6 protein-coding genes are annotated in these 6,747 nt (G+C 45.5%); 1 reads left to right on the top strand and 5 read right to left on the bottom strand.

Translation table 11 applies throughout. The features are described 5' to 3' along the window. Nucleotides 1-155: 155 nt before the first annotated feature. Genes JUI58_RS14710 through tmk form a run of 3 tightly spaced genes read right to left on the bottom strand, consistent with a single transcriptional unit; the run spans nt 156 to nt 2,931 of the window. Entirely contained in the window at nt 156-1,277 is a 1,122-nt protein-coding gene (locus JUI58_RS14710) for a histidinol-phosphate transaminase (protein WP_204104550.1), read from the bottom strand. Nucleotides 1,278-1,322: 45 nt separating this feature from the next. Then, nucleotides 1,323-2,267, bottom strand: coding sequence for a DNA polymerase III subunit delta' (gene holB, locus JUI58_RS14705; protein WP_204104549.1), 945 nt, complete (start codon nt 2,265-2,267; stop codon nt 1,323-1,325). 16 nt (nt 2,268-2,283) lie between these two features. Next, nucleotides 2,284-2,931 carry a dTMP kinase gene (gene tmk / locus JUI58_RS14700; protein WP_348539898.1) on the bottom strand — a complete coding sequence of 216 codons (648 nt, stop codon included), beginning with the start codon at nt 2,929-2,931 and terminating at the stop codon, nt 2,284-2,286. A 219-nt stretch (nt 2,932-3,150) separates the two neighbouring features. On the opposite strand from tmk, the gene JUI58_RS14695 reads away from it, so the two are divergent. Next, nucleotides 3,151-3,486, top strand: coding sequence for a hypothetical protein (locus JUI58_RS14695; RefSeq protein ID WP_204104547.1), 336 nt, complete (start codon nt 3,151-3,153; stop codon nt 3,484-3,486). Nucleotides 3,487-3,618: 132 nt separating this feature from the next. Here the strand turns inward: JUI58_RS14695 and JUI58_RS14690 are convergent, their stop codons facing one another. Further along, a complete protein-coding gene (locus JUI58_RS14690; RefSeq protein WP_204104546.1) occupies nt 3,619-4,041 on the bottom strand; it encodes an FHA domain-containing protein in 423 nt (140 codons plus the stop codon). A 169-nt stretch (nt 4,042-4,210) separates the two neighbouring features. Further along, entirely contained in the window at nt 4,211-6,583 is a 2,373-nt protein-coding gene (locus JUI58_RS14685) for a heavy metal translocating P-type ATPase (RefSeq protein WP_204104545.1), read from the bottom strand. Nucleotides 6,584-6,747 lie beyond the last annotated feature (164 nt).

Below are 6,747 nucleotides of genomic sequence, written 5' to 3'. Positions count from 1 at the left end.
GTAGTTGATAGTTGATAGTTGATAGTTGATAGTTGATAGTTGATAGTTGATAGTTGATAGTTGATAGTTGATAGTTGATAGTTGATAGTTGATAGTTAATAGTTGATAGTTGATAGCGGGGAGAATGGTTGATAGTTGAAAGTTCAAGTTACCAATTACCAATTACCTGTTACAATTTCGTGTATTCGTTCTAGGGTATGTTGATTTTCTGCGGGAGTACCGACGGTAATTCGCAAGCCTTCTCCGGTATAGCGCAGGAGAGTTCCTCGCTGTTTGAGGTGTTCTGCAAGCGATCGCATTCCTTTATCTTTTAGTTCGACTCGAGCTGAACTAATATAGAGAAAATTGGCTTGGCTCGGCCAAACTTTGAGTTGAGGCATTTTCGACAATTCCATGAAGAGGCGATCGCGTTCTTCTAACAGTTGAGGGATTGAATTTAGCAACAATTCTCTCTGTTCTATTGCCAATTTGGCCGCAGCTAAAGAGAAACTGGAAAGATTATAAGGTAAGCGTACTTTTTCCAACGCAATAATTATCTCTGGATGCGCGATCGCATAGCCAACCCGCAGAGAAGCTAAACGAAAGGCTTTAGAAAATGTTCGCAGGATCGCCCAGTTAGGATGTTGCGGTAGTTCTCCCACCAGAGAAGTTTGTGAAAACTCAAAATAGGCTTCATCAATAACCACTAATATCTCTTCGGGAATACTTTTCAACCACTCTATTTCTCCGGCAGTTAAAGTATTCGCAGTGGGGGAATTGGGATGGACGACAAAAACAACTCGAATCGGCGGATTTTGAGCAGTGGCGATCGCCTTTTCTGCTTCCTCTAAATCAATTTCAAAAGTATCTGGCGATCGCCCTGCAACAAAACTAGGAATTCCCAATGTTTTTGCCAGAATAGCATAGATAGAAAATGTCGGATTGGCAACGAGAATACTTCCTTCTCGGTTCAAACAAGTTGCCATTAATAGAGAACGAATAAGTTCATCAGAGCCATTCCCAAGGGAAATATTAGCAATATTTATTGTTTCTGTAATCTGCGCCGATTCATTGACGTACTCTGCGATCGCCGTTTTAATCTCAGCGTGATTACCATCGGGATAGCGGTTACTCGATTGGTGATTTTGATAAAATTGAGCCAGTTTTTCTTTGAATTCCGCCGGTAAATCGTAAGGACTTTCATTGGTATTCAAGCGATCGATATTTTTGGGAATATCTCCTAGATGGGAATTATATGCCTTTAGATTTGCGAGATCGGAGCGCAGAAAGTTAAACATTTTTTTCGGTTATGAATTATGAGATCAAAACAATCTTGGAGTTTACTAAGAATCAATTAGAGAAATAAAAGTACATTCCCACACCAAACGCGGTTGAGCGTAAGCCAAAAGATACTTCCGTGCTTGTTCGAGTTGTTCTAAGATCGATCGCGTTTTATGTTTCTGCCAGTAACAATATTGTAAATAGTCGATCGCCCATAATTGTGTTTCAGAGTCTAAAGTTTTATCAACTTCTTTGGCAAGTTCTAGCGCATTTTTCTCAGTTTTTGGCAATTGTACCAGTTTTTTTAATAAATCGGCGGGAATATTTTGTAATTGTTCCCAAGCAACGATCGCTTCTCCTGGACTCCCTTGGGCGATCGCCAGCAAAATCGGCTCTCCTAAAATTTCCTCTCGTCCCTCACCCTTGAGAATCTGTTTGACTTGTTTTTGTGACAAACGAGAAAAGGGGATGCGCTGACAGCGAGAAACGAGGGTAGAGAGGAGAGAATCTCCACTAGGAGCTATGAGTATAATCGTTGCTTTTCCGGGTTCTTCTAGGGTCTTGAGAAGGGCATTGGCGGCACTTTCCGCCATAGTCTGAGCATCTTCGATAACCACTACCGATCGCGAGGCTTCTAAGGGGGGACGCGCCAAAAAGCCTGCGATCGCGCGAATTTGTTCGACGCGAATTTGGGGAGGCGATCGGCGCTTGAGTCCCGATTTTGCTGCTTCTTCGGCGGTTAGCAATTGACCCTGATGTTGATAGGTGGGTTGCACCCAAAGAAAATCCGGGTGGTTTTGAGCCTGAATTTTTTGGCGAATGAGAGGATATCGCGACTCGGGCAGATTTTGGCACAAAAGGAGTTCGCTAAACGCCAAAGCCGCAAGGCGTTTGCCGATCCCAGCCGTCCCTACAAACAAGTAAGCCGGAGCAATTCTCTCTTTCGCAATAGCGCGATCGAGCAGGGCGATCGCCTGTGACTGTCCAATTAGGTCGGAAAAAGGCATAAATTTTGCTGATTTATTACTCCCTCTCTCGGAAAAATTTCCTTAAGATTTGTTGAATTTTAATTTGAACATCTGAAGCAGAGGGACGAGCATCAATTTTAACGATACGGTGGGGGTTTTGGGCGGCTAGTTGGGCAAATCCTTGACGGACGCGCTCATGAAAAGCAAGATCGCTACTTTCTATGCGATCGCTCTGTTTTCCTCGCTCTTTTGCCCGTTTTAGACCGATTTCCACCTCGACATCCAACCAGAAGGTTAAATTGCTTTCCAAGCCTCCTGTGGCAATTTTGTTAAGAGAATTAATTAATTTTAGGTCTATCCCTCTACCCAAACCTTGATAAGCAATGGTAGAGTCAGTATAGCGATCGCATAAAATAATTGCCCCTCTTTCTAACTCAGGTTTTAGCATCTCTTCCACGTGCTGGGCGCGATCGGCTGCATACAATAAAAGCTCTGTTGTCGTTGTTGGCTGCATTGTTGGTTGGGTAATGGCCAGCAAAAGACGACGTAATTCCTGTCCTAATATTGTTCCCCCCGGTTCGCGAGTCGTAATAATGGGAATCTTGTTGTTAAAATGGTGCTGTAACCAATCTCGCGATCGCTCAATTTGTGTGGTTTTTCCCGCTCCTTCAACACCTTCAAAAGTAATTAACAATCCCATAATTTTCTACTGTTTTCTCTAAATTTTACGATCGCGATCGCGAATATCTTTAAATTGGCTTGGGGCTGAAAGGCTCCGAATTAATCTGAAGGTAAAAAAATCCGGAGCAAGCGTGGGAACAATAGGAAAAAGCACCGAGTACAAATTTTGCTTCTCGCATTTCAATATCATTCGATATCATGGAAATGTCAAAACCACTATCTAAATTAGGTGAACTTTGATATGGCTCGTTATTCTTATTCTTTCAGCATTCCTTTACCTCCTGACCAATTCTTTCCCGTTCTTGGTGAAATCCTACGTGCCTGCAATTTTGAAATTATTTACGGTACTCACGATTACTTGATGGGTCGGGAAATTCCGGGACGAGTTTCGTTCTCTAAATTGGTAACAGTTGAGGCTCTTGTTGACAAACAACCGACTGATCCAGAAGGGGTACGCATGAATTGTGTAATCAAAAATGAGGAGTTGCCCCTGAAGAACAATAATCACTGCCGTCGAATGTTTGACACGGTGAAGCAAGCTATTCAAGAGACAACCAATACCCCTTCTTCAAGTTAATTATTTGTTGGAATTGCTTCTCTTTGAATTGTCTATCTAACTAAAGTTGCCAAAGTTACATTTTTCTCGTGCAATCACTTGATTTTTGATTCTTATCAAGATTTCCCCATAGCTTGTCTAATTATGATTTGCCTAATCATCCATCATCATCGCGGGATCGATCAGTGTAATATCGTAAGGATCATCTGAGGCACTTGCCTCGGGAATGGTTTGCTGGCGATAAGTGACCATAACATCGTTACCAAAAACGAGTTGGTCATTATGTTCGAGATCGTGTTCTGGCTTTTTAGTCCCATTAACGACCACACCGTTAGAACTGAGATTACCGCGATCGTCTCCATCGACAATACGGTAATAGATGGAACCATCTTCTCTTAGCCGTCGATATAACATAGCGTGATGGCGAGAAACAAAAGGAGATTTGAGATAAACATCACAAGTTTCCTCTCGACCGATGGAGTAAGATGCTTCTAAAAGGGGGAGGGATCGTCTGCCGTTTTCATCTTCGACGATCAGAATATGTTCTTGATGGATTTTTGCCGTTTTTGCAGCCATTAGGAATCAATGAGGTCTCAAGTAAAAGTCATCCGAATTACGATCGCCTGAACAAAAAGAAAGAGATTCTGTTCGAGGGATTTTCTAGCAATTCCGCCACTAAATTTTAATTTTAGCCGAATATTTGCAATTGGAAAGTTGATACAGTTTATCCCGATCTAGCATGAAATTACACCCTGAACTGATGTTTTAATAAAAGAGAATTCGTCACAACTGCTACGGAGCTAAAAGCCATGAAAGCCGCAGCAACAGCAGGACTGAGGACAATCCCGAAGGCAGGTAATAAGGCTCCCGCAGCAATGGGAATGGAAATACTATTATACCCTAAAGCCCAAAAGAGATTTTGGCGAATTTTCTTAAAAGTGGCCAAGCTGAGTTGAATGGCTGTGGTGGCGCTGGTCAGGGTCGGTTCTCGCAGCACCCCTGTTGTCGGTGCGAGAAGGACGATCCCGGCGGTTTCTAGGGCGATTTCAGTGCTGCCTTGCAGGGAAATGCCGACATCGGCGCGGGCGAGGGCGGGGGCATCGTTAATGCCGTCTCCGACCATGGCAACAAGGGCGTGGGGGTCTTGTTGGAGGCTTTGAATCAGTTCTGCTTTTTGCTCGGGACGCACTTGGGAGAAGTAGCGATCGATGTTTAATTCTCGGGCGATCGCCTCGGCAACTTCTGGGCGATCGCCGGTGGCGAGAATGGTTTCTAAGCCCATTTCTTGCAGGCGGGCAATGGTGGCGGCGGCATCGGGGCGCAAAGTATCTTTTAATGCTAACCAGCCGGTCATTTCGCCGTTAATGGCTAAATAAACGAGGGTTTTTCCTGCCTTTGCAAGGCGATCGGTTTGCTGTACTACTGTTTCGGGGAGGGCGATCGCATTTTCTGCCAACCAGTCTTGATTTCCCAAACAAACGGAAAATGGGGAATTTCCCATCACCGTAGCACGAACGCCTAAACCTGGTTCGGTGTGAAAGTCGGTTGCGGGGAGGAGAGGCAATTCTTGGCGTTGTGCTGCCTTTACGATCGCGGTGCCGAGGGGATGATTACTGCCACTTTCCACTGTTGCGGCAATTTGCAAAAGATTGTACTCTTTTTTGCCATTTATTACTTCCCAGTCGGTTAAGGTGGGATGCCCTTGGGTTAAAGTTCCGGTTTTGTCGAAAACGATGGTGGTGAGACGATGAACCTGTTCGAGAATATCCCCTCCTTTAATCAAAATACCTCGTTCTGCCCCCATTCCTGTACCGACGAGAATGGCGGTGGGGGTTGCCAAACCGAGGGCGCAGGGACAGGAGACGACGAGGACGGCGATCGCCAGTTTTAGGCTCAATAATAAAGGGGATGTCATAGATGCCATTTCGTGACTCATCATACCCGTCATGGGCATTAAAACTTGCGGCCAAAGAGAAGTTCCGAGGAAATACCAGAAGAGAAAAACCGTGAAGGCGATCGCCATCACCCCATAGGCAAAATATCCCGCGATGGTATCTGCTAGTTTTTGCACGGGGGCTTTGCGGGTTTGAGCCTCTTCAACGGACGCGACGATCTGTGCCAAGGTGGTATTCTGTACTGTGCGAAGAACTTTAACGGCGATCGCGCCAGATTGATTGAGGGTGCCTGCTGCAACGCGATCGCCTGAAGATTTAGCAACGGGTTGAGATTCTCCCGTTAGCATCGACTCATCAACTGTAGTTTTTCCTGTGACAATTTCCCCATCAATGGGAATTTTCTCTCCTGGTAAAATTCTCACCCACTCCCCGACTCGAATTAGTTCGACAGGTATTTCGATCCCGGTTTCTGTTTCATTCTGGGAGTCTCCCAATAACCGCGCTAGGGGAGGTTGCAAGGCCATTAATTTCTCCATTGCAGCACTGGCTTGTCCTCGCGCCCTTCCTTCTAAGGTTCTCCCTAAAAAAATGAACCCCAATAACATGACGGGTTCTTCAAAAAAGCATTCCCACCCCAATTGAGGTGCGAGTAAGGCGGCAAAACTGGTACAGTAGGCGCTTAAGGTTCCCAATCCCACTAAAGTATTCATGTTAGGCATTCCATACCATAAACCCCTCACTCCATCCACAATTAACCTGCGCCCAGGAATTAAGAGAGCAAGGGTCGCCAGTCCCCAATGAAACCAAATATTACTAAAGATGGGAATTTCCGGACCCCCCAAATGATGCCAGTGTCCGAGAGAAGAGAAAAGGAGTAATATTGCCGCGATCGCCAGTTGCCAAAGTTGTTGTTTTTCCTCGGTTTGGCGGCGATCGCTGAGGCTGGGGGTTGCCTTTGCCCGAGGGTCTAAACTGCGGGGGGAACTGGGGAAACCTCGGGCGGTGAGTTTATCGGCGAGAATATCGGGATCGATTTCAGAGGCGTTGTATTCTACGACAGCAACAGCAGCAATGAGGTTAACGGAAGCGGACATAACACCAACATTGTTGTTGAGTTGTCGTTCCACGGCGTTGACACATCCCGCACACTTCATTCCGCCTACATCGAGGGTTGTTGTAGCGGGAGAGGTCGAATTTGAAGGAGATTGAGTTGCAATTTGCATCGTCGTTGTTTGAGGGTAGGCGATCGCATTTTCTTACTATACCGTTTAACAATGGGAGCGGGAATTCCCCTCTTCAAATCTTCGATTGAAGAGGGGATGAGGGCGACCCCCAAAGGTCAATTGGATAAGCTGAGGAGCGGTGCAACCTCGTGCCGAGGTTGCAC

The sequence above is a fragment of the Spirulina sp. CCY15215 genome (genome assembly GCF_016888125.1).
Lineage (GTDB): Bacteria > Cyanobacteriota > Cyanobacteriia > Cyanobacteriales > Spirulinaceae > CCY15215.
This window is presented reverse-complemented; position numbering and strand designations above follow the sequence as displayed.

Bases quoted from the DNA above. Each gene is read 5' to 3' on its own strand.
- JUI58_RS14710 (WP_204104550.1), bottom strand. From the start codon at position 1,277: ATGTTTAACTTTCTGCGCTCCGATCTCGCAAATCTAAAGGCATATAAT.
- holB (WP_204104549.1), bottom strand. From the start codon at position 2,267: ATGCCTTTTTCCGACCTAATTGGACAGTCACAGGCGATCGCCCTGCTC.
- JUI58_RS14695 (WP_204104547.1), top strand. From the start codon at position 3,151: ATGGCTCGTTATTCTTATTCTTTCAGCATTCCTTTACCTCCTGACCAA.
- JUI58_RS14690 (WP_204104546.1), bottom strand. From the start codon at position 4,041: ATGGCTGCAAAAACGGCAAAAATCCATCAAGAACATATTCTGATCGTC.
- JUI58_RS14685 (WP_204104545.1), bottom strand. From the start codon at position 6,583: ATGCAAATTGCAACTCAATCTCCTTCAAATTCGACCTCTCCCGCTACA.